The sequence below is a fragment of the Sphingorhabdus sp. genome (assembly GCF_046596595.1).
Lineage (GTDB): Bacteria > Pseudomonadota > Alphaproteobacteria > Sphingomonadales > Sphingomonadaceae > Sphingorhabdus_B.
The window spans coordinates 66,426-89,392 of sequence record NZ_JBKJMB010000036.1 but is presented as its reverse complement, the minus strand read 5'-3'; the positions used below and the strand labels follow the sequence as shown (position 1 = coordinate 89,392).

Genomic DNA, 22,967 nt, shown 5'->3' with positions numbered 1-22,967 from the left:
CACCAAGCGCTGAGTTTCGATTACGCCACCCGCCATTTTTGTGCGCCAACATCAAACAGCTTTTGCGCGGCCAGAACGGCAGCGGGTGCATTGGGTGCAGTCGCATCCGCGCCCATTGTGACCGCCAATGACGGGTCTTGTGTAAACATGGGGCCGCCGACCATGATCCCGATGTCCTTGTTCTGCGACTTTTTGCGAATAAGCGGTACGATGGATTTGAGTGCGGGAAGCTGGCCATCGGACCCTGCGGTGAGACCAATCACAGCGAACCAGTTCCGCTGCACCATCTTAACGATTTCATCGGCTTCACCTGAATATTCAGTTTCCACATCCCAACCGGCTGCGGATAGAAGCTTTTCGATCATCGATGCGCCAAAGCTATGCTGGTTACCTGGCGTTGTCGCCATTAATACGCGGCGTCGCGTTCCCAATTGGGGCAGGGTATAGGTGTCGTTGAAGATGGCGAGCAATTTTTGCAGCCGCCCGACGCCAATAGTGACGTCAATGAAATCACACTCGTCTTTATCCCACATTTCCCCCAAATGGCGTGCCGTCGGTTCCAGCAGTTCGACATAAAGTGTTTCCATGGAAAGACCGCGGTCGCGCATGATCGTGATATACGTCGCGGCAGCTTCCAAATCATCACCCAGAACAATGTGCGCAAGCGCGTCAATTTCGTTACTGCTTGGGCGCAATGCGTCAATTACATCGTCAACTGGTGGTGCATTTGGCACAACCTCACGATGTAGACGCAGCAATCGAGGGATAATCTCGTTCGAAATAACGCGGGCCAGGTCAAATTGACGTACACTGACGTCCGGTCGCTGTTGAATTTCGGCTGAGATAAAATGCTTTTCGAAATGACGAAGAGTTTGCCGGTCAAAAACCGGTGACGCTACCGCATTTCCAATTTGGCCCATATCGCTCTCTCCCCCGACGATGTGCTGTTTTTTTATTATCGAAGCATAACAGCAGAACATTGAGCGAGAGTCGATAGGATAATCGGCTATTTTCATAATCTTTTAATCCCCAATTTCCCACCGCTGCCGCGAAGCCGCTTGATTTTACTCAAGGTTGCTGTCATCAATTCATGATAACGTTCACAATATGGCTATCGGAGTGGATTTGATGCGGTTTAAGGGATCGATGGCGCTGCTTGCCTTCGCGACTGCAGGATGCGTTCCGGCGTTGACGCCACCGCAAAGTGCCATTTCGGCAACGGCACCTGCGCAGGCCACGGCAAATCCCGACAACTGGCCGGGTGCTGCAAGTCCGTCTGCCATTACTGACCAAAAGACCGAAAACGCAATTACGGCGCGCCTTTTAACGATGACGCTGGAGCAAAAGGTCGGCCAGCTTATTCAGGCAGATATTAGCGCCATCAAACCCGAGGACCTTGCGCGTTATCCGCTCGGTTCCATCTTGGCCGGTGGCAACTCAGGGCCATATGGGGATGAACGCGCGAGCGCCGCCAAATGGGCGCAAATGGTCAACGCATTTCGCGATGCCTCCCGAAAGTCAGGTGCCGGCGTCCCCATATTATTTGGCGTTGACGCGGTACATGGGCATTCGAACCTGCCACAAGCTACGATCTTTCCGCATAACATCGGGCTGGGCGCTGCCCATGATGCTGACCTCATCCAACGTATTGGTAAGGCCACCGCAGCCGAAATTTCCGGCAGCGGGATTGAATGGACTTTCGCACCGACGCTTGCGGTGCCCCAGGACCTGCGCTGGGGCCGCACATATGAAGGCTATTCGTCGGACCCGGCGTTGATTGCCGAATATGCCCGCGCGATGACAATTGGCCTGCAAGGTCAGCTGGTGGCAGGTGCGCCATTGGAGGCAACGCATGTGGCAGCCACAGCAAAACATTTTCTGGCAGATGGTGGAACGATGGATGGGCGCGACCAAGGCGACGCGCAAATAAGCGAGGTCGAGCTGGTCGCTAAACACGCGTCGGGCTATCCCGCATCGATTAGTGCTGGCGCGTTGACCGTAATGGCCAGCTTCTCCAGCTGGAATGGCGTGAAGCACCATGGCAATGCTTCGCTTTTGACGGATGTCTTGAAAAAGCGAATGGGCTTTGCTGGATTGGTCGTTGGCGATTGGAACGGTCATGGCCAGGTCGCGGGCTGTTCGGCGACTGATTGCGCTGCGGCGATTAATGCCGGGCTTGACCTGTTCATGGCACCCGACAGCTGGAAGGGGCTTTTTGCCTCAACATTGGCGGCAGCACGCGATGGCAGAATCCCACAGGCGCGTCTTGATGATGCGGTGCGACGCATCTTGCGTGTGAAGTATAAATTGGGCCTGATGGATGATGCGCCCACCATGCGCGGACAGACTTCGTTGGTGGGCAAGCAAGAGCATCTGGATCTGGCGCGCGAGGCGGTTTCAAAATCTCTGGTATTGCTCAAAAATAACGGTGGTGTTTTGCCTATCCGCAATGGTGCCAAGGTTTTGGTAGCAGGCTCTGGCGCAGACAATATGGCGATGCAGGCTGGTGGCTGGACGATAAGCTGGCAGGGTACGGACACAACGGCAGCAGACTTTCCCAATGGACAGACCATCGGGCGTGCGATTTCCGAAGCGGTAAAGGCAAGCGGCGGTGCTGCTACGATTTCAGCAGACGGTATATCGGAAGCGAAGCCCGACGTGGCCGTCGTCGTCATGGGCGAAAAGCCCTATGCCGAGTTTGAAGGCGATGTTCCAAACCTCGCATTCCGTCCTCAACCCGCGGAAGAAGAGATGATCGCGCGTTTCAAGGCGCAAGGCATTCCGGTCGTGGTCGTGTTTCTGTCGGGCAGGCCAATGTTTACCGGCAAAATCATCAATCAAGCCGATGCTTTTGTCGCAGCCTGGTTGCCGGGCACGCAAGGGCGCGGTGTTGCCGATGTGCTGGTTGCTGGCCGCAATGGAAAGCCCGCACGTGATTTTACGGGGCGGCTGTCCTTTGCCTGGCCGGCTGACGCACGGTCGCCTGTATCTGCGCCCTTGTTTCCGTTGGGCTATGGCCTCAATTACGCCCAGTCAGCACCGCTTGCCGCCGTCAACGAAGACCCGCGCGTTGACCTGTCGACGCTGACCATCGCAACCCATTATATGTTGCGCGGTAAAGTTCCGGCGCCTTGGAATTTGCAGATGGACGGCGCGATCAGCTCGCGCGCGGTCGATATATCGGCACAGGAGGATGCGCGGCAATTCACCTGGAACGCCGACGGTGCATTTGTCGTCAACGGACCCGCGGTTGACCTCAGCAAGCAGGTGATGGAAGGCTGGGCCTTGCTGATTGACTGGCGGATCGACCAGCGCGCCACCGGGCCAGTCTTGCTTTCGTTCAATGGCGCGGCGCTTGATCTGCAAAAAACCATGCGCGGATTACCAATCGGATCAGCCACACAAACCCGTATTCCGCTGCGCTGCTTTGCCGAAGCAGGCGCGAAATTCGACGCAGTCGGCTCACCCATACGTATGCAGGCGGCAAAAGGCCTTGTTGCGACTATCCGCAACGTTCATATCGAAATGACAAACGAAAGCGCTCCCTGCCCAGGCAAAGGACGCTAAAAAAAGAGGGAGAGAGAAGATGGCTTTGGCACCCGGCGGGGCTGTGTCCGCAGACACTGGCGATACCCATATCGACGCACCGCAGTTGCAACTGTTCGTGATGGGCCTGTTCTTCATCTTTGGCGGCATCACCAGCCTGAATGATGTCATCATCCCGAAATTGAAAGAGCTGTTTACGCTTAATTACACGCAAGCCATGCTCGTGCAGTTTTGCTTCTTTGCGGCTTACGCCGTCATCGGCATTCCCGGCGCGCGGCTTGTCAAGAAAATCGGCTATATGCGCGGCGCGGTTGCCGGGCTGTTGACGATGATGGCAGGGTGCCTGTTGTTCATTCCCGCCAGCCAGACAGCGACCTATGGCGTATTCCTGCTGGCATTATTCGTTCTGGCAAGCGGCGTGGTGATCGTGCAGGTGGTTTCTAACCCGCTGATTTCTATGCTCGGCAAACCCGCCACGGCGCATAGCCGTCTGACATTTGCGCAAGCGTTCAATTCGCTTGGCACCACCGTCTTTCCGATTGTCGGCTCGATTTTAATTCTTGGCAGTCTGGCAACCGTTACTGCAGACCAACTGTCCGGCGTTGAACTGGACGCATATCGCACCGCCGAAAGCCAGGCGATCGTGAACGGCTATCTGGGGATTGCCGTTGCGCTTGCGATTGTCGCAGCCGTCGTCTGGATGTTCCGTAATGCCCTCAAAGGGGAAAAGCATGAAGCGAGCGAAGGCTTGGCCGGGCTTGACCTGCTTAGTCGTCCGCGTTTCGGTTTTGGCGCGCTCTGCATATTTCTATACGTAGGCGCGGAAGTTGCCATCGGGTCGCTCATTGTCAGTTACCTGATGCAGGACCATGTCATGGCTTTGCAGGAACAGGATGCGGGTAAGCTGATTGGTCTTTACTGGGGCGGGGCGATGGTCGGCCGGTTTATCGGGTCCGCGGTGTTGCGCATTTTAAGTCCGGGTAAAGTGCTGGCGAGCGTTTCGATTGCTGCCATTACTTTGTTGATCATCTCCACTCAGACCACCGGCGACGTTTCGGGCTACGCGCTGCTTGCGGTAGGTTTGGCGAACGCGATTATGTTTCCCACCATATTCACGCTGGCGTGCGAAAAACTCGGTTCGCGCGCTGCCGACGGCTCTGGGATCATCAATGTCGCCATTGTCGGCGGTGCGGTCATCCCGCTGCTTACCGGCATAATCGCGGACGCAACCTCAAGCCTGGCCATTGCGTTCATGCTTCCGATGGCATGCTATGCTGTCATCGCCGGATTTGGCTTTTATGCGCGGCGGCCAGCTTAAATTTCTGTAACGCGGCGGGGCAGTGTTAACAGCAACAGGCAACCACCTGTTGCAAGCCCCGCCAACAGCACGAACAGTGCGGAGAAGCCATAATTGGGGACCAGCGCAAGCGTCAGCCATGGCATGATCAGCGACGGGAATGTGTTGGTAAGGTTAAAGATGCCAAGATCGCGGCCGCGCGTATGGTTGCGGGGAAGGACGCGAAGGGTCTGGCTGGAATGCAGCGCCAGAAAGATGCTGCTCGCAAGTCCGAAGGTGACATAGCCTGCAATGGCGATAGGCAGGCTTGGCGCAAAGGCCATGATAAGAAGCCCGCCTGCGGCAAATCCAGAACCATAAACAAGTGGGAGAATGGGGCGGTTTGCCCGGTCCGACCAACGGCCAATCATAAGCGCCAGAAAAACCGCCAGCCCCAAGACGAGGGCAAAGATGCTTGCCGCGTCATTGGCGCGAAAGTCGCTATCAAGGCTGCGGAACCATAAAAGCAGAAACGCAAACAACGACGCCTCGGCGATCTGGACAAGCAATCGCGCGAACCACATCCGCAATGTGGCCGATCGCGGCACCAGACTACTTTCCGGTTCCGCGATGTTGTGTCCCACCAAATGCGGCATGGGCACTGGTTTTCCCATAAGCAACAACGGCAAAACCAAAAGCACTACGATTAAAGCGACCAACGTTTCGCGGTCCTTGAAGGGCGTGACGCCGTCCAGCGTTACCAGAGCGCCTGATAAAGCCCCCAAAGCAGGCGCAAGCGCCAGCAGGCCACCCAGCATACCCTTTTGGCTATCGGGTATGCTATCGCCCGCTAATGCGGCCATCGGGGCGAGCATCATGTTGAGCCCGACCTGCCAAAGAACGATCATCGCGATCAACATTGCCGCAGACGTTGCCAGCGGTATGGCCAACAGCAACCCCGTCGACAGGATTAAGCCAGCGCACATATATGGTCGGCGCGTGCCAGTGATATCGCTTGCCCATCCAAAACAAATGTTGGCTATGCTTGCGGCGATGGCACCTGCAAAGGCAGCGATAGCCAATAAATTGAGCGCACCGTCACCGGCAAGTGCCGTTGCGCGGACCGGCAACAGGATGGTGAGAAAAGGGATATAGGCAACCGCGCCACCTGATACCGCCAGCGCGTATAAATACATGAATCGCGGCGATTGCCGGCCAGATGCGGCCGATTTAATGCCCGGCACTACCGCGTGGCCGTTTTGTGCTATGTCGTTCAATGAGACGACCCTCGGTAACTACTGGCTGATCATGCACCATATCGTCGCCATTCACGATGAGCAGTTCAACCGCTTTTGAAAAGGTTGCTGCAATCGGCTGATCAACCGCTGTAAGCTGAGGGACAGTGAAGCGCACTACGGGCGTGTTGTCGAAACTTATCAGCGACAAGTCGTCCGGCACCTTTAACCCGCGCTGGATTGCAGTATCCAATGCCGCAAGGGTCATCTGGTCATTGCTCGCGATAATGGCCGTTGGCGGGGTCTTCCCGTCAAGCAGCAGGTTCGCCGCCGTCACGCCGCTTTGATAACTGAAGTCACCTCTTGTACACAATTCATCTGGCGACAATCCCGCCGCTTCCATGGCTTCGCGCCAACCATTGATGCGCCAGTTGGACAGGTCATATTCGTCCGAACCTGCGATAAATCCAATGCGGCGATGGCCAAGTGCTATCAGATGCTCCGTCGCGCGGCGCGCTGACCCCTCATCATCCATCGTCATCGCCACACCGGGGCCTGGTGTAATCGAACCGATACGGGCAAACGGTATCTTTTGCTTCGCCAGAAACCCTGTAATCAGCGGGTTTTCGGAATGCGGAGGGGTAAGTATCACGCCATCGGGTTGAAGCGCCGCAATTGTCGCGCCCAATTCGCGCTCGACATGGTCATTGTGCGTGTCGACAAGCTCAAAGATCATGCGATAACCATATTCGGCACATTTCAACATGCCGCCCAACAACATTTGATCGACCCAGTCCGACCCCTGACGCGTTTGCCAATCGGCGATGGTGCGTTCACGGTCATTGATCGCGAGGATCAGGTAAGAACGCGAACCGCTCATCCGCTGCGCCGCGATCGAGGGGACATAGCCAAGCTTGTCAATCGATGCCTGCACCCGCGCTTGCATCGCTGGCCGGACATTGGGCTCATTGTTGATAACGCGGCTTACCGTCTGCAGGGATACCCCTGCATCGGCTGCCACATGTTTGATTGTCACTGCCTGGCGGCGTCTCGCCATAGGTTATTTGCCTTCTTTGACGCCCTGCATGCAGGCCAGTCCCTTTTCCTTATCTTCGCTGCATTGATAGATACGGATCCAGTCGATCAAAAATGCCGCCGGCGTCACGTTGTCGGCGACGCCTTTGTCATTATTCTTTTCCGACAGGCCACCACCAATGGCAAGATTGGCCATTATGTAGAAGGGCTGGTCAAACGGCGCAACGGGATTTGATTTCGCCAACGGCGACGCAGTTTCCCAATCGGCTGCCGTGCGCTCCCAATATTGACGTCCATCGATGGAAAAACGCATCACGCCCTCGCCCCATTCGAGCGTCCAGACATGAAAATCGTCTGAAAATAAGGCGTTCGACGGCAAAGCAACGCGGGTGTCGTGAATTTTGTTCTTTGGCGCATAATCCCCAAAATGCAGCGCGCTGATCATCCGGTTTTCGCCGACGCCGCCTTTACAGGTGTCGCAAGTCGCACCAAGGTTCACGCCTTCCAAAATGTCGATTTCACCCGAGCGTGGCCATCCACCGTAGAAATTGTTGGCCGGCATCATCCAGACAGCCGGCCATGTGCCTTGCCCCTTGGGTGGCTTTGCGCGAAATTCTATCTTACCATATTTCCAACTGGAAATGCCCAAAGTTCGGATTTTGCCTGAGGTATATTCCTGAGTTTTTTTGCGATTGGGGTTGTTTGCAATCTCGGGCGGCCGGTCGGGGCCGGTGAATTTTTCCTTGCGCGCCATTAAATGGAGACTGCCATCAGCGACGCGAATATTCTGCGATCTGTCGGTGTAGCATTGGCGTTCTTGATTGCCCCCGCCCCAGCAGGACTCCTCGGGCTTCCACTTGTTGCGATCCAGACGCGTGCCATTAAATTCATCCGACCAGACAAGGCTCCAGCCGGTCTGTGCCGGTTTTGAGATAGCCGCGGTTGAAGCGCAGCCGGACAATGCGGCTAGGGCAAATAGTGACATCATTCGGGACAACATGCATTTCTCCTCAGACGCTGTTTGAACGAAAAACGGGCCCAAGTCATGCGACCAAGGCCCGTTCTTTGCGACTCCGATAGTATTTGCTAGAATTCAAACCTTGCCAGGAAGGTGAAGCGTCGGTCATTGCGGAAGGCCGAGCGCGTCGCGCGGGTTCCGTCAAAATCGATCACCTGCGATGTCTGCGTCACTTCATCCAGCAAGTTTACACCCTGAACGCCCAGTTTAAGTTGCTTGGTCACAGAGACGAAAATCGATCCGTCAAGTTGACCCGTTGCCTCGCCATAAATGGGCGAGAAGGGGAAGATGACGTCACGGGGCGTCTGCAGGAAGTCAGACCGCCAGTTGTAGGCAACACGCGCCGACAACGGCCCCTTTTCATAAAAGGCTACCGCGTTGATCGTATGTTTGGATACCCCGGCCAAAGGAAGCCCACCGGCGAATGGACTCTGTTCAGATCCCAGCGAGGAATTGTTGAAATCGCCAGCATCGACGTATGTGTAAGTCAATTGCGAGCCAAGCCCGCTCAACAAACCCGGAAGGAAATCATAAGCCTGCTGGTAGGCGACTTCGACACCTTTCAACTTGCCGCCATCGCTGTTGACGGGGGCTTCGAAAAGAACGTCTGTGCTGATGCCTGCTGGTGTGTTGAAACGACGCACAAGCGCGCCGCTGTTCACAATTTTCTCCATGTCTTTGTAGAAACCGGACACTGAAAGCGAGCCAACATCGTCCCAATACCATTCGAACGACAAATCAACGTTCCACGCTTCCACCGGACGCAGGAACTGGTTACCGGTTCGGATGCCAATCAACGGGCCGGTCGCCAATGTCCCTCCAGCACGCAGGTTGTTGGTATTGTCGAATGCACCGCCGCCTGATGCAAAGGCGGACAGGTCGGGTCTGGATATCCCTTTGGAGACGGCACCGCGCACCAACATGCCGTTGCCAAAATCAACCCGGGCATTGAAACTCGGCAGCCAGTGCGAGAAATTGACATTCACAGGGTCAGGAATAACTTCGCCCGTGAACAGCTTTGCAAAATCGGCTTGGCGGGCCGGAGAAAGACCGCAATAGCCCGGCACTGGGGTAATGTTATTCTGCAGGATGAATGCGCACGATCCTTGCACTTCGGCAAGTTGCACCACGCCGTCACGATTGCCATTGTCATCGAAGATATTTGGTGATGGCAAACTGAATGAACCACCGCTCTGCACGCCGGTGCGCACGTAGCGAAGACCGAAATTGCCGGTGACTGAGACCGTGTCACTCAGATTAGTGCCAAAGTCGACACGTCCATAGGCAGCAAAAGTCGATTCATCGACGTTCGAAATTTCGCCTGCTGTCCATGGACCACCAGGCAACACGTTCGAACGCGCCGAGATCGGGAACCAGGCATTTGGTGTCAGGGTGAAAGCGGTGATCGCCCCCGCCTGTTGACGGACTGCTCCGCTGAGATAATCCTTGAGAACATTGTCGCCTCCGAAGAAAAAGGCCGAGCCATCACCCAATGGTACTGGCGCGTTGCCGCGCTGGAAATTGTCGCCAAAAGGATTGCGCAGACTTGCCGAGTTCGGGAAGTCTTTCACATATGCGCCGCCGCAACCAAAGGCCTGGAAATCGCCGCAGTTCCAGTTGCCGCCACGGCCAGTCCAAGGCGCACCCAGATTGCCCCAGTTTGAAAAGTTGGCACTGCGGGTGACGCGGTTGCGGTCACCCCAACGTGCGCCGAAACGGGCTTTTTTAAAGAAGCTATCTTCGCTGACGTCATATTCGCCGTCAAAGCGCATGCTGGTGAGCTCACCGTCATTTTTAACCTGGTTATCAAGCAAGAACCAGAAGAAGGTGCGCGAAGGGTCGTTGAAATAGCCAGCAGGCGATGTGGTCGCGCCCGGTTGAAGAAACTGCACCAACGGTGTGCTGCCGGTATTGTCGATGGAAACATCGGTGTATGTCTGCATGGCAGAGATAAAGCCGTCTTCGGTCCGGTCAGACTTAATTTTTTGGACCTCGAAATTGAAACGCAAGCGATCCGTGGGGGTCAGCTTGATTTGAAGCGAGATATCCTCGGTTTTCGCCGCGTCTTCACGCTGGAACCGCAGCAGTTCGGTGGGTATTCCACGTCCGCCGTTAAAGGGCTGCACCTGCGTAAGTGTTCCCGTTGCAAACTGGTTGCCGTTGAACGTCGGGGTCGTCCCCGGTGCAATCGTCGGGAATAGCCCGTCGTCATTAACCAGCGCCAAGATCGCGAATTCGTTGAGCGTGGCTTCGGTTTCGGCACGCAGATATTCGAGCGTTACCTGAGCGCGGCCGTCATTGCTTTCCCACTGACCAACCGCGGAATAGGCATTGCGATCACGCGTAAGATCTGTTGTTCGCACGCCGGCGCCTTTGGGGACGAATACTGCGCCCGCTGGCGGGAAGTTTGAGGCATTCAATGTCTGGGTGCCACCAAAGCCGCCTGAGCCAACTGGCCGAACGCGGATACAGGGTGCATTCAACGCAGGTGCGCGGTAACACGGATCAGTAATCTGCGACGCGTCAGTGCGGGTCACAAGCTCCGACTGGGCATAAGCCAGCTGGATGCCAAAGGTACCAATGTCTGTTTCAAAGGTGTTCGATCCCAGGATCGAGAAACCCGGCGACCATTTCTTGGCAAGATCGCCGTAGTTACCTTCGACCGTGCCCGCTACATGGAAGCCACGCTTATCGAGCGGTTTGCGGGTAACAAGGTTGACCGTGCCGGAAATCCCGCCGTCAATCATGTCGGCGGTGTTGTTCTTGAAAACTTCGACTCGGCCAAGAAGCTCGGGCGACACATCGTTGAACGACAACTCGCGTCCGCCATTGGCGGAGAAAATGTCGCGGCCATTCAATTCAGAGCGCACAAAAGGCAGGCCGCGGATGATGACGCCCGAGCCTTCAACAGAAAAACGGTCGGGGTCGTTGCGCTGTTCAAAGCGGGAAATGTTTACGCCTGGCACACGTTGCAAAGCTTCGGCAACGGACCTGTCGGCAAGCGCGCCGATGTCTTCGGCGGAAATCACGTCGACAAAGGTGTCGGCGTCGCGCTTTATATTCTGTGCGCTCTCAAGCGATTTTTTGAAACCCGTGACGATGATTGCGTCTTCGGTTTCGGCAGCTTCCGGTGGGTCCTCGGTTGTCTGGGCCAGAGCCGGCTGGGTTGCGCATAATGCGAGAGCGGAAACAGTCGTCAAGACGACAAGGCGTTGCGAATGCGATGCCCCGAATACAGAATTGCGTGCCAAATTATCCTCCCTCATACCATTTTTGATGGGTATTGCCCCATTGTTATGCCTGATGCATAAACATTTTTGAGAGCGTTCACAAGAATAAAATGAACGTTCACAATTTGCACATTTGACTGATGTCGCTATGTAAAGTTCTAAGGGAGAGGCAAGATGGCAATCGAACATATCATCATTGTAGGTGGCGGAACTGCTGGCTGGATGGCTGCTGCTGCACTCTCGCGCATTCGGGCTGGTCGGGAAGTGGCGATTACGTTGATTGAGTCCGAGGAAATCGGCACGGTTGGCGTCGGCGAGGCCACGATTCCGCCCTTTCTGGACTTCAACCGTTTGCTTGAGATCGACGAACGCGACATGCTGTCAATGGTGCAGGGCAGTTTCAAGCTTGGCATACAGTTCGTGAATTGGGGCAAGATTGGCGACAGCTATATCCACCCTTTCGGGAATTACGGTTATCAGGTCGACGGAATTTCGTTTCACCATGTCTGGCACAAATATCAGCAGGCAGGCGACAAACGGCCGATTCAGCTTTTCAACGTCGAAACAATGGCCGCGCATTTCGGGCGCTTTGCCCGGACCGAGGACTATCAGCGCGAAGACCTGCCGCCGGTCAATTATGCGTATCACATCGACGCCGGTCGCTACGCGAAATATCTGCGCAATTATGCTGAAACAAGAGGCGTTGTGCGCCGCGAAGGCAGAATATTGGATGTCGCATTGGACGGTGAAAGCGGCTTTGTCTCATCGGTCACGATGGACAATGGGGATATACTAGCAGGCGATCTTTTCATCGACTGTTCAGGGTTTCGCGGGCTGCTCATCGAGCAAGCCCTCAAAACCGGATATGATGACTGGTCCAATTATTTGCCCTGTAACAGGGCTGTTGCATTACCTTGCCTGCGCGAAGACGGAAGCGGACCACTGCCTTACACCCGTGCGACCGCACATTCGGCTGGATGGCAATGGCAGGTGCCGTTGCAGCACCGAAACGGCAATGGGCATGTCTATTGCAGCGACTATATGTCCGATGATGAGGCGCACGCGATCCTCGTCGGCAATATCGCGGGAAAACCCGGCGCAGAGCCAAATTTCCTGCGTTTCGTAACGGGTCGGCGCAAGAAGTTCTGGAACAAGAATGTTGTCGCCTTGGGCCTCGCCTCCGGTTTCATGGAACCACTGGAATCGACGTCGCTTCATTTGGTAAATACCGGCATCAACAAATTGATCGCGCTGCTTTCGCTCGACGGCGTCACGCAAGCGCAGGAAGACGCCTTTAACCGATTAACGGGTAAGGAATACGCGCGTATCCGTGATTTTCTTATTCTGCATTATAACAGCACGACACGCGACGACAGTCCGTTCTGGAATTATTGTCGCAACATGCCCGTTCCGGAAAGCCTGACAGAGAAGGTGGACCTGTTCCGTCAAAATGGTCAGATATTCCGCGAAGATGACGAGTTGTTTACCGAAACCAGCTGGGCCGCCGTCATGATGGGGCAGGGTATTAAAATGGGCGGGCACAATGCGATGGCGGATGCGGTGAAGGAACCGACTACGCGGCGCGAATTCGACGAAATGGAAAAATCGATCCAGTTTGTCGTCCAACATATGCCGACGCATGGCGACTATCTGAAGCAATATTGCCCGGCGCCAGCTTGAGAAGCGCTTGAAAGGGCGGGGTGCTTTATTGGATTTATGCCGGCGAAGGCGTCAAAATTGTCCTTCTCGGGGAGCCGCGACCTCAATGACATCGCCTGCGATGCTCACTGTGACCGGCGTTGTTGCCGCAACCTCCCCATCGATCGAGATATTCTGACGCGGCCGCGCATTTAGCTGCATGTTCGTACCGCGAAACTCCCGCGTCGTGCCGTGTCTTGCGCGCAATTTGAAGATAGTTGCAAACCAACTCCATGATAGCCCCCAGACACTGCGCCCAGTCACGGCCTGAATGACGATAACACCGCTGTCGACCTGCTGGCTTTCGATAAGCTCAAGCCCGCCATGGTGGCTGCCGTTCGCAATCCGGACCTCAGTTGCCCAGAATTTCTCCTTCAGGCCATCCTCGCTTGTGATGATGATCTTGAAAGGCCGAAAACGGACTGCGCACCATGATGCCCAAATGAGGTAGCCGACAATTCCAAGATACCGTTTCAGCCTATGTGGGACGGTCTGTGCGATCATTGGCGACAGACCAATCGCGGCTGCATTCACGAAATAATCGCCATCGATGCGCCCAAGGTCGATACGTTTGAGCACGCCATTTGCAATGACGTCAACGGCGCTGTCTATATCTTTGGGAATGCCAAGCGTTCCGGCAAAGCTGTTGGCCGTGCCAAGCGGAATGAATGCAAACACCGTGTCATGGCCTACAAAGAAATCCACATTTGACGATAGCGATCCGTCACCGCCACCGATGATGACCATAGGCGCCTTTGCCACAGCATTACGCACGGCTGGTTCCATGTCATCCGGATTATTGATTGCGTGCGCTTCGATAAGTTCGACGCCAGCGGCAATCAGCTTGTCGCGCACCTCATCAAAGACATCCGCACCGCTGCGGCTCATTGCGTTGACGATCAGTATCGCCTGCCTTGGAATTTCTCGGAGGACGCTCTCGCCCGTTGCTCTATCCATCATTGCTCCGGACCTGAAATCGACTGCGACGTCCAAATATTTCCATCATGCGTGAACTTTTCATGGCTTCCGCGCTGAAATTCGCGGCCGTTCCACGCAATCACCTGTAACTCGATCTCATCATAGCGGCGCGCATGGATCCAGTTAAAACTCTGTAATTCATTGTTGCGCAAACGTGTGGAGGTGGCTGTCCCAGCTTGCACGACAAGGACGGTATGTGCAGTTTCGACCATCTTGAGGGCGGATTCTGCATAAGTGCGGTGAAAGTGACCTGCCAAGGCAAGATGAACGCCAGCATCTGCGACGGCTTCGATGGCATCGCGGTGCCGCCCGACGGCTTCGCTTAGCTCGCCCTCTTTGGCAATTGGCATTGCAAACAGGGGGTGGTGCGTCACCAAAATGCGCGTCTTGCCTGCTGGAACTTCCGCAAAGCGATCGCGCAGCATTTCTATCTGCTCATAACTGATGCGCCCGTCCTTGATGGTCAATGATCGGGCGGTGTTGAGGCCAAGCACCGCAACTTCATCATTTTCGAACCAAGGACATAAATCATCTTCAATAAACCGCTTGTAGCGGTCTAGCGGCGCTGCAAAACGACGAAAGACATCGTATAATGGGACATCATGGTTGCCCGGCACAACCAGCGTCGGACAACCAGTGGAACGAAGGCGGTCCAAATATTCCGATGCCTGACGGAACTGATCCACTTTTGCGCGTTGGGTAAAATCGCCGCTGATGATGATGAGGTCTGGCTTATGCACTTCCATCCACGCTACTGATGCAGCGACGATATCAGGGTCGTGGGCGCCAAAATGGACGTCGGACAGATGCGCGATACGGGTCATGCTTCACAAACGCTAAACATTGACGGAAGTTCAAGCGATAAGCCCAGCATGACAAACTTCGCCGTTCCAATAGCTGCTGCATTGGACCCATGATCTCTGACAAGGCGGTATCGGGTGCGGAGCTTACACATGATCACTGCCGTCGGTGGCGAGCAATCGTAGCATTATCTGGGAAACCTTATCATAAAGCCTGTCCCACGTTCCTGCGGGATTATGGTCAGTTCTCCGGACAGTTGCTTGAGCAAACCGGTGACGATTTTCATTCCAAACCCAAGCGACGCCGCAATTTCAAAACCGGTTGGAACACCCACACCATTATCACTGATTGAAATCGAAATTTCGGTTTCGGTCGATGATATGGTCAGTTCGATGCAATTGCCGCTCGTTCCGGTAAAAGCGTATTTCAACGCATTGGTCAAAAGTTCGCCTACAATCAATGCGAGCGACACCGCGCGATCCATTTCGATGTCGATATTTGCCAATTCGTTGAACGTGATTTCGACAGAATCACCATCCGAAAACGCTCGTACCGTTTCCTGGGCAAAATCGCGCAAATAGCTGCCGAGATTAACCCTGTTGTGGTTCCCTGCTGCATAAAGATGCTGATGTAGCCGCGCCACGACATCCACTCGGGCACATGCTTGCTTCAATTTTTCTTGCAGTTCCGGGGACTGGCTTCGCTGTGCTTGCATCATCAGCAAAGACGTGACGATCTGAAGACTGTTTTTCACCCGATGGTTTACTTCAACGAGCAATGCATCCTTGACCGCCAATGCTTCCGCCAAGGCTTTTTCCGCTGCATGACGCGCGGTATCATCCTTTATTGTCAGAACTGCGCCAACTTTTTCGCCACCGGCGGCATATACAGGTTGCGCGTTACCAATGGCGAGTACCTCGTGTCCGTCGGGCCGACGGATCCGCCACCGAGCGCCAATGACCGTTTCGTCATTCACCACCGCGCGGGTCAAGGGCAAGGTTGTGAAAGGATGCGGTTCGCCGTCTTCAGTGAACAGACTGTAGCTTTGCGCATATTCTTCCGGAGCAACGTCCAGCTTTAAAACGCCGTGCAAGTCGTTGGCTGCTTGGTTGACGAATAAAATTCGGCCATCGGCATTCGTTATGATGATTCCCTCGGCAAGCTGCGCAAGTGTCGCCTCTCGATAGGATATGCGTTGCCGCTCGACCTCATACACTGCCTTCAGTTTCGTTTCCGCTTCCAATTGCGCGGAGATATCCGTGTGCACGCCAATCCATCGGATGAGTTGTCCGGCGGCATCGAAGGCAGGTTCTAATCTGGTTAAGAACGAACGGAACACACCATCGCGCCCTTTAAGACGCATGGTTGTCTCAAAGGGTAATTTCGCCGCAAATGCGGGCTCCCACGACGCAAGTATTCGGGGCAGGTCTTCGGGGTCATGGACCGACTTCCATCCGCCGCCCGCCATTTCCGCTGCCGTAGATCCGCAATATTCATGCCAGCGCCGGTTAAACCAAAAGATGCCACCATTTGCACTCGCTATCCAACACGGAATTGGCAGATTGTCAGCGAGTATTTGAAGTTCATCATTACTAATCTGATCGGAAAATATATCGGCCACCTGCTCCCCGTCTCCGCCAGCAAAGAAGTCGAGAACGTCTCTGCTCCAATAGGCTTTTCAAATATATTATACTTCACGTCAACAATTGGCGCGTGTCTTTGTTGCGTTGCAAGCGCCCCACATCATTGGGTACGGGTTACGCGGGATCAGCCGCCAGCCGTTCGAAAATTGCCAGAATTTCTTGGGGTGTTGCGTTAGTTATCGCACCAGCGGTGACCTCTTGCGGGCTCCACATCCAACTGCGCGCCGGGTCATCGCGCATGGCCCAATGCGGGAAAAGCCGATCGGTGACCTGGCGCGAAAATAGCAACGTCATTTCCACATGCCGGTCATCGCCTTCAATCCGGCGATAGGTGCTCTCAATCGCTGAATCAGGCCCTTCAATGAGTTGAAGATACATGTCGTGCCGGCAAATCAACGTCCCGGTGATGTCGCACGTGCTGTTACGGACGCGCGATATTGTCAGGATGTCGTCAAGCACTGAAGCGTCAAAACCAAATGGCTTGGATGCATATATAATCTGCGTAAGGGACATCAATTTTCCTCTGGATCAATGTTGCGCAAAAACCGTTGTTTTGCCCGAACCAAAGGCGATAACTTCATAACGATCGGCGGGGTATCCGGGGGCTTCCATGCCGGGGGAACCCATAGGCATTCCGGCGACAGCGAGGCCGCGGACTCCGGCTGGCTTCTTGGCGAGCACCCGTTTCATATCCGCAAGGGGAACATGCCCTTCAAAAGCAATCCCGTCGATGATCGCAGTATGACAAGACGCCAAATTTGCAGGCATACCTAATCGCTTATGTAATGGTGCCCGGTCAGTGGTGTTGACGACCTTTATCGTCCGCCCGAATTTTTGCAGGACTTGCGCCGCCCATTTTTCACAACAGCCACAGCCTGGATCGCGGTGCATAACAATATCGCCCGCTGCCATCGCCGATGTTGAAACAAGCGCCAGCGCCAGTGCAAAACTCTTCCCGATCAATATGCCAGTCCTTTTATAAGCCTGTGAAAAGGTGACCCATCATTTGTGGTTCATACCATCCATATCATGGCCTTCATGACCGGCTTTTTCACTGTCTTTAGCCTTGTCTTTGCAGCAATCCATTTTGCCCTGCTGTTCTTTTTTACAGCAGCAACATTCCATTTTAGCGTCTGGTTTCGCGACCTCTGCAGCCATCGCAACTGTGGACAAGGTCAGCGCAAGAACCGAAATCATCATTTTAAGTGTCACCACATTTTCCTTCGGTCTTATGCCCTTTATATGCCGTGGATGTACTACGACCTTTCTTCATCGGCAATGGCCTGTGTGACAGCCTAAACGAATATAGTGGACGGGTTCAGCGCCCCACTTTTGCGAAAAATGCAAAGAGCGCTGCGAGCAGGCTGCAAACCACCATCGCTGTGAACATTGCCGGGAGGCCGCCGATGCTATCGATCCAGCCTAAGGACGCCGATGCAAGCGTCCGGCCAAGATTAAGGATCGCCATAAAAACGGCAAATTGGGTGGCCGCAATCGCTGGGGTACATAACCGCATCGCAAGTGATCCTGCCGCCACGCCCCGGAGGACGACCAGTGCGTTAAACGTGAAAATTGCCGCAATGAAAATGGCAGAGTTTGTCCAATAGTCTTGCAGGAGGAGCATAATCGCTGCTGATGCGGCGGCAACCAAGGCGGTCACAATGAACATGCGGCGCGCACCCAAACGCGACGTCATCATGCCAAAGAACATAGCGCCTGCAAGGCCGGCCACCAGACTGGCCTGACCGCTCCAGCCACTGTAAACCGCTTTCTCCCAACCTAATACATTGGCCGCAAATATTGGCGCCAGTCCCAAAAATATTCCCCAGGCTGCGACGATAAAAACCAAAGCGGGGACCAGGATAAGGGTCTGTCTGGTAAACATTGCAGTGGCAAGGTTGCGAACGATTGGACCGAATGCACCCAGATGCAGGTCGAGATTGCGTTGCGAGGAACTGCCCTTGGTCCAGGGCATAAAGCGCTCGCCCGGGCGCTCGCGCACAAAGATCACCAAAATCAAAATAGCGATGATTATGGTTGCCAATGTTAAACATGCTGCCGGTAGGCCGACATAGGCGATAAGATATCCGGACAGAGCCGCACTCACAGCGATCCCGATGGCTTGAGCACCAAACATATAGCCATTGACGCGTTCGATTTCGTGCGGCGGCAGTATGTCGACTGCCAACCCGTCAACTGCCACATCCTGCACCGCCGACGAAAAGCCAAGCGCGAAGGCCAATGCGGCGATAAGACCGATTTGGTGCACGCCCGGATTGGCATAGGCCATCACTAAAAAGCCGACCGCAAGCCCGAACTGGCCGATAATAATCCAGGGCCGCCTGCGTCCCATAGGAAGGAAGGCGTATCGGTCCATGACTAAGCCATAAGCCAGCTTGAACGTCCACGGCAGGATAACCAGCGCCTGAACCCCGCCGATTGCAGCGGCAGAAGCGCCGTTTTGCGCAAGCCATGCGGGCAGGGCAAAATCGATCAGGCCAAATGGCAAGCCTTGGGCAAAGTACAGCAGGAATAAGGCCACAAACCGCAGGTTTCGATGTTCGCAAAGTGTGAACGAGGGGCCGCTATTTGTTGCGGTGCCGGTAACCGCGATCATTATCCGGCGTCCTGTAGCACAATATTCCAGTCATATTTCCCGGCCCCGCTCAGCCGCGCCAATGCGCGTTCCGCGCTGCTGCCGAGGTCCTGGTACAATCTGTCTGTGCTGTTATTTGCGCCATCATCGGAGAAATACATTTGGGTGATCAGCCGATGGCGCTTTCCCTGAACATCAAAGTGAATATGCGGAGTCCGCTTGCCAATTGGTGAGTCATAGGCAGCTGGCTTTATGGTCGTAATACGCCAGTCACCATTTGCACCCGTCCTGATGGAGGCATAGCCCTGAAAATGTGGATCAAGCGGCATCGTCGCTGTATCATTGGCATGCGCGTACCGGCCGAGTGAATTGCATTGCCACAGATCAAGCCGTGCACCGCTGACTGGATTGCCATAGCGGTCAAGGACACGCCCGGTTACTTGGATGACCTCGCCGTCTGCACGCTTTTTGTGCCCCTTGATCCAGGTCAAGTCGGCATCTTCGTCGGCCACACGTTCAATTGGGAAAAAGGGACCCATTGCCTGATCGGGTGTTGGCGCTAGCTCTACCGCAGCAACGGTTTTGGACGCGGCAATTGCACCTAGAGCCAATACCGAACCGCCAAATACGCGGCGTGAAAGCGAGTGTTTTGGATCAATCATAGAAAAATCTTTCTTCGCTAATGCGTCCGTCGCGGACAGTGAAAATGGCGATTTCGGTGAAGGGTTCAGCGAACCCGTTTGGCTGCCCGGCGATCATCATGTCGAGGAACAGAGCGAATTGATTGCCGGTCACAAAAGGGCCATCGATCGTAACATCACGCACTTTTCTTGAGACAAACCATCGCACAGTCTTCGCGCGCGCGGCATCAAAGCCCAAAACTTCTGCTTTTATGCCATCCGGAAGGTCATGCGGCTCAATGCTCCTGACATCAGCAGCCCAGTATCGCTCACGCGCAGCCACGAACTGGCCCTGACGCAGCATGGACGTGAAATCGCGGGCAATGTCGGTGATACTGGCCATCGCGTCCTCGCTAGAGGGATGAAGCAGATAATGTGGCAGGCGGCACCGCTGGGAGGTTACCGCCTGCCATGATCCTGAAAAGGTCGCATTTATTTCAGAATCATTTCCTGATACTCGGTCGAACCCATCAGATCGCGCATTTTGCCGCGCTCACCATTGGCGGTTGCCTGCTTGCGGTCATCCATGGCCATCATGGCATTGACCTTTTTGCGGAAAGCTTCCTGCTGGGCCGTTGTTTGATAATCCTTATATTCAACAATGAGGACCAGGTCGGGTTCGCCCTGCCGGGGATTGTTGACCGCCAGAACGTGATAATCCAGGACAATGCCCTCTGACTTGGCCAGGTCCTGATTTTTCTTCCAGGTCGTCGCCAGATAATCCATGTAATTTTCAAATTGTCCGGGCAGAACGTCGATCCGGCTTGCCTCCCACACCGTTCCCGGTTTGTAGTTTGACTCCTGCGCCATAACCGGGGCCGCCAAGGTGGCGGCGACCATGGCCGCGCCAACACATAATGATTTCTTGAATTGCATTGCCGTCTCTCCTGTTAACCGCCGCTTCGCAATGAAGTGGCTTCCCAAAAAAATTGGTCGTGCGATTGCAGACATGGCTTGCCGCTTGCAGAACCGCGTTTATCCGGCTTGCTCAAAGCTTTAATTATGTCTGCGATCCCGAGCGGAGAGTATGCGTTGCCGTAACGTAAAGTGCAATGCACCCTACCGTCAATTTATCGTCAATCCGACGTCAAATTGTGCTTGCCCTGATATCGATAGTTATATATTTGCGGGCGGGGGCAGCAAATCGGGCCAGCCATATTTGTCCCACGCCTTCGCCATTCCGATTCGCTGGGCGAACGGGATAAACTCCTCATGCTGCCAAATCTTGCGGATGGGGTCGATATCGGACCAAAGTGCGACAAAGGAGAGGGTATTGGCAGGGCTGATGTGATCGCCAAGTGATTTAAAGACCAGTGCAGCATTGCCTGTAAAAATGGCTGGGCCAGTGATCGCAAGGTCGGCCTTGTCGTGCAGGGTGCCATACATCATTTCTAGCCACTGGCCATAGATGAGGCGGTCGGTTTCCTGCCCGCTGCAAATGCCCTTGGCTGCGACCTGCCAATACGTGTCCATCAGTTCGGGAGTCATCGTCGTGCTCCCGACCGGGGGGAGGATGATGGTATTTACAAGTCGTTTGGTATGTTGATATTGTTCGACGGCGACATCATGCTGCCCCAAGGCGGCCGAGGCGATGGCGAGATACATTGACGGCCAACCAAGATCTACCATGCGTTGACCGGTCGCTTGGGCTGATTTCAGATCGCCGGAACCCATATGGATCGCCCAAAGCAATGCATATTTGCGGGGATCCACCGGATCCCGTTCGATTGCAGCATCGACATATGGCCGCGCTTGCTGTGTCCGGCCACAATAGATCAGGAACGACCCCAGCCGCATAGTCACCGCCGGATTTTCAGGTTCGCGGCGATATCCCTCAAACGCGGAATCGAGACCGCCAACAATGTCATTCTGTGTCCATCGGTGAACACCCACTAGCGAATGGGGATAGCCAAGTTCGGGCGACAGCGTGATGGCCCGTTCGGCACATTTTGCCATCCGCAGTGACGCAGCGTTGCGGTCGAGGCACTGGGTATAGACCGCCACGAGCTGATGCGCTTCGGCAAGCCACACCCAGCATTCGGCAAAGTCAGGATCAAGCAGCAGCGCCTCTTCAAAAAGGGTAACCGCCCTGTCCAATATGCCATCGCCAAATACCCGCGCACACAGCGCGCGGCCTTGCAGGAATAGGTCATAGGCCGCTTTGCTATGTGTCAATCCGCGCAATTGAGGCGGCCGCATCGCTATGCCAAGTGCGTTGCTGATTGCAGATGTAACGGCCTGTGCAATACTTTCCTGTAACGCAAAGACATCATCCAGTGTGCCGTCAAAACGCTCGCCCCACACCTCAAATCCGGTGTCGCCATCAATCAGATGGACATGAATGCGCACCCGCTCGCCCTGCCGTTGTACTGACCCTTCGATCAGGTGGGCAACGCTGAGCGCCTTGGCGATAGCGGGCGAGGGCAGATCGCTATCGCGAAAATGAAAGGAAGACGTGCGGCCAGCCACCAGCAACTGGGGCACCTGACCAAGCGTGGTGATCATCTCATCGACAACACCGTCTGCAAAATAGTCAAAACCTTCCTTGGTATTGAGCGCCTGAAACGGCAGCACCGCGATGCGCGTCTGTGTTTCAGTCGCTGTTGCCGTCAACATGGTCGAGGCTGAGGGATTATGCAGTGCCCACGCATTTGCCAGCGCCGCATGACCATCCATGTCACCGCATGTTGCAGCCGCGGCAAGCGCCTCGTCCACCGCAATTTTCAACCGCTGCTCCACTTGAGACCGGCGATTCAAAAGCCAGCCGTGAAATGCCTCGCCAAAATTCATCTGGTTGACCAGCGGCAAATTACCGATTGCGGATATCTGTTTTGCCGCCGCGACTATGTCCTGATTGGCTAACGCGGTTTCCAGTTCGCTAAGGTCAGTGGTGACGGCTTCTTTATTCAAGCTGAGGCTGTTGCGGGTGATGTGCACTATATCGCAACCAAACGGTTCAAGCAATTTGCCAAGGTCAAGCAAACACTGCCGAAGGCTAGCTTTGGCATGGCTTTCAAAACGGCCTGACCATAATAATTTGCTTATGTGGTCGCGGTCGATCGGATCGTCGCTATCCAGGCAAAGCATAGCCAATATTGCTTTTGCCCGGCGGTTGGAAATCGGGATGTCGCATCCGCCGGGAGTCTTCAGCTTGAATTCGCCAAACAGCGATGCATGGACGCGGACATGCGCCAACTTACAAGCTGTATGTCGTTGTATTTGGTCCACCCC

19 protein-coding genes are annotated in these 22,967 nt (G+C 54.8%); 3 read left to right on the top strand and 16 right to left on the bottom strand.

Annotated features, from left to right (window positions below; translation table 11 throughout):
- Positions 1–20: 20 nt before the first annotated feature.
- The gene (locus ACLL9E_RS03325) at positions 21–920 is read right to left on the bottom strand and encodes a B12-binding domain-containing protein (RefSeq protein ID WP_411290318.1); all 900 of its coding nucleotides are present in this window, start codon (positions 918–920) and stop codon (positions 21–23) included.
- A gap of 208 nt (positions 921–1,128) precedes the next feature.
- Between ACLL9E_RS03325 and ACLL9E_RS03320 the strand changes: the two genes are divergently transcribed.
- Complete coding sequence (locus ACLL9E_RS03320) at positions 1,129–3,567, top strand: glycoside hydrolase family 3 N-terminal domain-containing protein (protein ID WP_411290395.1); 2,439 nt, start codon at positions 1,129–1,131, stop codon at positions 3,565–3,567.
- A 19-nt stretch (positions 3,568–3,586) separates the two neighbouring features.
- Positions 3,587–4,864: a sugar MFS transporter gene (locus ACLL9E_RS03315; RefSeq protein ID WP_411290317.1), complete on the top strand. Its 1,278-nt coding sequence runs from the start codon at positions 3,587–3,589 to the stop codon at positions 4,862–4,864.
- Here the strand turns inward: ACLL9E_RS03315 and ACLL9E_RS03310 are convergent.
- The 4 genes from ACLL9E_RS03310 to ACLL9E_RS03295 all read right to left on the bottom strand — a co-directional run bounded on the left by ACLL9E_RS03310 (position 4,861) and on the right by ACLL9E_RS03295 (position 11,361).
- Positions 4,861–6,099, bottom strand: a complete 1,239-nt coding sequence (locus tag ACLL9E_RS03310) for an MFS transporter (protein ID WP_411290316.1) — start codon at positions 6,097–6,099, stop codon at positions 4,861–4,863. The two genes, ACLL9E_RS03315 and ACLL9E_RS03310, sit on opposite strands and share 4 nt — an antisense overlap.
- The gene (locus tag ACLL9E_RS03305; protein ID WP_411290315.1) at positions 6,053–7,114 is read right to left on the bottom strand and encodes a LacI family DNA-binding transcriptional regulator; all 1,062 of its coding nucleotides are present in this window, start codon (positions 7,112–7,114) and stop codon (positions 6,053–6,055) included. Before ACLL9E_RS03305 ends, ACLL9E_RS03310 begins: the two co-directional genes overlap by 47 nt.
- Positions 7,115–7,117: 3 nt before the next feature.
- Positions 7,118–8,092, bottom strand: a complete 975-nt coding sequence (locus ACLL9E_RS03300; RefSeq protein WP_411290314.1) for a family 16 glycosylhydrolase — start codon at positions 8,090–8,092, stop codon at positions 7,118–7,120.
- Between the two features lie 86 nt (positions 8,093–8,178).
- Positions 8,179–11,361 (bottom strand): TonB-dependent receptor, encoded by a 3,183-nt coding sequence (locus ACLL9E_RS03295; RefSeq protein WP_411290313.1) that lies wholly within the window; start codon positions 11,359–11,361, stop codon positions 8,179–8,181.
- 153 nt (positions 11,362–11,514) lie between these two features.
- Between ACLL9E_RS03295 and ACLL9E_RS03290 the strand changes: the two genes are divergently transcribed.
- Positions 11,515–13,020: a tryptophan halogenase family protein gene (locus tag ACLL9E_RS03290; protein ID WP_411290312.1), complete on the top strand. Its 1,506-nt coding sequence runs from the start codon at positions 11,515–11,517 to the stop codon at positions 13,018–13,020.
- 51 nt (positions 13,021–13,071) lie between these two features.
- Here ACLL9E_RS03290 and ACLL9E_RS03285 read toward each other — a convergent pair whose 3' ends face one another.
- From ACLL9E_RS03285 to ACLL9E_RS03235, 11 genes are all read right to left on the bottom strand, one after another.
- Positions 13,072–13,998 carry a diacylglycerol kinase family protein gene (locus ACLL9E_RS03285; RefSeq protein WP_411290311.1) on the bottom strand — a complete coding sequence of 309 codons (927 nt, stop codon included), beginning with the start codon at positions 13,996–13,998 and terminating at the stop codon, positions 13,072–13,074.
- Complete coding sequence (locus tag ACLL9E_RS03280) at positions 13,995–14,840, bottom strand: metallophosphoesterase family protein (RefSeq protein ID WP_411290310.1); 846 nt, start codon at positions 14,838–14,840, stop codon at positions 13,995–13,997. The genes ACLL9E_RS03285 and ACLL9E_RS03280 overlap by 4 nt, the downstream gene beginning before the upstream one ends.
- Positions 14,841–15,004: 164 nt before the next feature.
- Complete coding sequence (locus ACLL9E_RS03275) at positions 15,005–16,438, bottom strand: histidine kinase dimerization/phosphoacceptor domain -containing protein (RefSeq protein ID WP_411290309.1); 1,434 nt, start codon at positions 16,436–16,438, stop codon at positions 15,005–15,007.
- Positions 16,439–16,574: 136 nt separating this feature from the next.
- Entirely contained in the window at positions 16,575–16,973 is a 399-nt protein-coding gene (locus tag ACLL9E_RS03270) for a BLUF domain-containing protein (protein ID WP_411290308.1), read from the bottom strand.
- Between the two features lie 15 nt (positions 16,974–16,988).
- Positions 16,989–17,351 carry a DUF411 domain-containing protein gene (locus ACLL9E_RS03265; protein WP_411290394.1) on the bottom strand — a complete coding sequence of 121 codons (363 nt, stop codon included), beginning with the start codon at positions 17,349–17,351 and terminating at the stop codon, positions 16,989–16,991.
- Between the two features lie 111 nt (positions 17,352–17,462).
- Positions 17,463–17,672 carry a hypothetical protein gene (locus ACLL9E_RS03260; protein ID WP_411290307.1) on the bottom strand — a complete coding sequence of 70 codons (210 nt, stop codon included), beginning with the start codon at positions 17,670–17,672 and terminating at the stop codon, positions 17,463–17,465.
- Positions 17,673–17,778: 106 nt separating this feature from the next.
- On the bottom strand, positions 17,779–19,077 hold the full coding sequence (locus ACLL9E_RS03255) for an MFS transporter (RefSeq protein ID WP_411290306.1): 1,299 nt from the start codon (positions 19,075–19,077) through the stop codon (positions 17,779–17,781).
- Positions 19,077–19,718, bottom strand: coding sequence for a hypothetical protein (locus ACLL9E_RS03250; protein ID WP_411290305.1), 642 nt, complete (start codon positions 19,716–19,718; stop codon positions 19,077–19,079). The genes ACLL9E_RS03255 and ACLL9E_RS03250 overlap by 1 nt, the downstream gene beginning before the upstream one ends.
- Positions 19,711–20,079: a SnoaL-like domain-containing protein gene (locus ACLL9E_RS03245; RefSeq protein WP_411290304.1), complete on the bottom strand. Its 369-nt coding sequence runs from the start codon at positions 20,077–20,079 to the stop codon at positions 19,711–19,713. The genes ACLL9E_RS03250 and ACLL9E_RS03245 overlap by 8 nt, the downstream gene beginning before the upstream one ends.
- A gap of 89 nt (positions 20,080–20,168) precedes the next feature.
- Positions 20,169–20,612 (bottom strand): hypothetical protein, encoded by a 444-nt coding sequence (locus ACLL9E_RS03240; protein WP_411290303.1) that lies wholly within the window; start codon positions 20,610–20,612, stop codon positions 20,169–20,171.
- A 240-nt stretch (positions 20,613–20,852) separates the two neighbouring features.
- Entirely contained in the window at positions 20,853–22,931 is a 2,079-nt protein-coding gene (locus ACLL9E_RS03235) for a hypothetical protein (protein WP_411290302.1), read from the bottom strand.
- Positions 22,932–22,967 lie beyond the last annotated feature (36 nt).

Excerpts from the sequence above, each read along its gene's own strand:
- ACLL9E_RS03325 (WP_411290318.1), bottom strand. The coding sequence starts at position 920 with ATGGGCCAAATTGGAAATGCGGTAGCGTCACCGGTTTTTGACCGGCAA.
- ACLL9E_RS03320 (WP_411290395.1), top strand. The coding sequence starts at position 1,129 with ATGCGGTTTAAGGGATCGATGGCGCTGCTTGCCTTCGCGACTGCAGGA.
- ACLL9E_RS03315 (WP_411290317.1), top strand. The coding sequence starts at position 3,587 with ATGGCTTTGGCACCCGGCGGGGCTGTGTCCGCAGACACTGGCGATACC.
- ACLL9E_RS03305 (WP_411290315.1), bottom strand. The coding sequence starts at position 7,114 with ATGGCGAGACGCCGCCAGGCAGTGACAATCAAACATGTGGCAGCCGAT.
- ACLL9E_RS03300 (WP_411290314.1), bottom strand. The coding sequence starts at position 8,092 with ATGTTGTCCCGAATGATGTCACTATTTGCCCTAGCCGCATTGTCCGGC.
- ACLL9E_RS03290 (WP_411290312.1), top strand. The coding sequence starts at position 11,515 with ATGGCAATCGAACATATCATCATTGTAGGTGGCGGAACTGCTGGCTGG.
- ACLL9E_RS03285 (WP_411290311.1), bottom strand. The coding sequence starts at position 13,998 with ATGATGGATAGAGCAACGGGCGAGAGCGTCCTCCGAGAAATTCCAAGG.
- ACLL9E_RS03280 (WP_411290310.1), bottom strand. The coding sequence starts at position 14,840 with ATGACCCGTATCGCGCATCTGTCCGACGTCCATTTTGGCGCCCACGAC.
- ACLL9E_RS03270 (WP_411290308.1), bottom strand. The coding sequence starts at position 16,973 with ATGTCCCTTACGCAGATTATATATGCATCCAAGCCATTTGGTTTTGAC.
- ACLL9E_RS03265 (WP_411290394.1), bottom strand. The coding sequence starts at position 17,351 with ATGCACCGCGATCCAGGCTGTGGCTGTTGTGAAAAATGGGCGGCGCAA.
- ACLL9E_RS03255 (WP_411290306.1), bottom strand. The coding sequence starts at position 19,077 with ATGATCGCGGTTACCGGCACCGCAACAAATAGCGGCCCCTCGTTCACA.
- ACLL9E_RS03250 (WP_411290305.1), bottom strand. The coding sequence starts at position 19,718 with ATGATTGATCCAAAACACTCGCTTTCACGCCGCGTATTTGGCGGTTCG.
- ACLL9E_RS03245 (WP_411290304.1), bottom strand. The coding sequence starts at position 20,079 with ATGGCCAGTATCACCGACATTGCCCGCGATTTCACGTCCATGCTGCGT.
- ACLL9E_RS03240 (WP_411290303.1), bottom strand. The coding sequence starts at position 20,612 with ATGCAATTCAAGAAATCATTATGTGTTGGCGCGGCCATGGTCGCCGCC.